This window comes from Spiroplasma sp. ChiS, from assembly GCF_002968355.1.
Taxonomy (GTDB): domain Bacteria; phylum Bacillota_I; class Bacilli_A; order Mycoplasmatales; family Mycoplasmataceae; genus Spiroplasma; species Spiroplasma citri.
The window spans coordinates 1-1,840 of record NZ_PUUH01000075.1 but is presented as its reverse complement, the minus strand read 5'-3'; the positions used below and the strand labels follow the sequence as shown (position 1 = coordinate 1,840).

The following is a 1,840-nucleotide window of genomic DNA, read 5'->3' as shown; positions in this document are numbered from 1 at the left end:
TTTCTTGCTTACTTGGTGTTGGTGGGTCAATTTTCGCTTGCATTGAGACCGTAATTTCACTCGTATATTGTTTACCATCCAAAGTAAACATTACTTGTAAATTATGGTCGCGGGCTGTCGTTTCGGGTTTAACATTTATTTTTCATTGTTTGCTTGTTTGTGGTTGTTGGACATTATCAAAAATAACTTTATCAATGTTGGGGTTGGCAATATCAATGTTTAACTCCCCATCAACACTAAGCAAGTCGGGGCGAGTCCAAGTTTGGGTTTTTGTGCTATCCACCGTAAGCTGACTTTGTTGTTTTACCCAATCTAAAACCGTTGTCGTAAATTTAACTCAATCATTACCAGCAAAATAAATGTTATTGCTACTATCAACCGCAATTGTTTTAACAAAACCACTTATCCCATTTATTTTTGTTGGTGTTGTTTTACCGTGTTTCAACACAAATAAACCACTATTTGTACCGAAATAAATGTTATCTTTACTATCAACCACAATTGTTTTAACAAAACCACTTATTCCATTTATTTTTGTTGGGGTTGTTGCACCAGCAGACAACTTATATACACCATTATCCGTACCAAAATAAATGTTATTTGAATTATCAACAGCAAGGGAATAAATCAGTCCATCTATTCCATCGATTTTAGTTGGKGTTGTWGAACCGTGTTTCAACACAAACGCACCATCTCCACCAGCAAAATAAATGTTATCTTTACTATCAATGTTAAGAATATCTGTATTAATTTCTACTCCATTTATTTTAATTAAAGTATCTGAATCAACCAATAATTTATGTATACCAAAATATCAAGAAATATAAACATTATCTTTACTATCAACTGCAACAGAATAAGCGGTCATATTTATTCCATTTATTTTGGTTGGGGTTGTTGCACCGTGTTTCAACACAAACGCACCATCTCCACCAGCAAAATAAATGTTATCCTTGGTATCAACAGAAATATGATTAATAATTCCTTTTATTCCATTTATTTTGGTTGGGGTTGTTGCACCGTGTTTCAACACAAACGCACCATTATCTGTGCAAAAATAAATGTTATCCTTGGTATCAACGGCAATAGAATTAACTCTGTCAGTAATACCATTAATTTCTTTTATTGGTAGATAATCGTTGTTTGATTTAGATGTCAAAGTATTAGTTAGTGGTACTGCTGCTAGCAACGGGGCGGGAATGCTCGCTGTTAAAGTTGATATCGTTAAAATACTTAATATTTTTTTCATTGCTGTATTCCTTTCTGAACAATAAAAATAGGAATAGCACAACCGCACTATTCCCACAAGCAATTTATAACATATTTCACAAGAGTATAAATAAATACCCCAGTAAAATATGTTAAAATTGTCTGTGGAAACGCTAGGTGTTAACTAGTGTTTCCACGATAGTAATTTATGTAGCAATAAATTACTATCACTAATTTTTTTTAAAAATATTTAATTACATAAATATTATACACTATAAACAATTTTGTTTATAGTTTTTTATTTTATCAAGAGTTTTTTCTATAAAATTAAATAAAAATGAATTTAATTTGTTGTTGCTATTGGCAAAGTAATATCTATTTTACTAGTAGAACCATAAGCATTGTTTTTTGCTTTAATTAATAAAGATAATATTTTTGGTGTTGATAAATCTAAATGACCATTATCAAAAAAGTCTAGACAAGTACAAGTTATTTCATAGTCATTTTTTGTTAATAATTTATCTATATTTTGGATAGCTTCAAAAACTTTAATTTTAGTTGGATTTCATCATTCATCTTTACTGACATATTTAATATTTTCCGCAATAATTTTTGCTGGTGCCTCAATTGT

Annotated in this window: 1 protein-coding gene and 1 pseudogene; both read right to left on the bottom strand. The window is 30.4% G+C overall.

The genetic code is table 4. The annotated features are described in order from the left end of the window. A pseudogene (locus tag C6B38_RS02980) lies at window positions 1-1,249 on the bottom strand (hypothetical protein); the annotation flags it as partial. Window positions 1,250-1,552: 303 nt separating this feature from the next. After that, a partial coding sequence (locus tag C6B38_RS09750; protein ID WP_162475829.1) for a hypothetical protein occupies window positions 1,553-1,840 on the bottom strand: 288 nt, incomplete at its 5' end.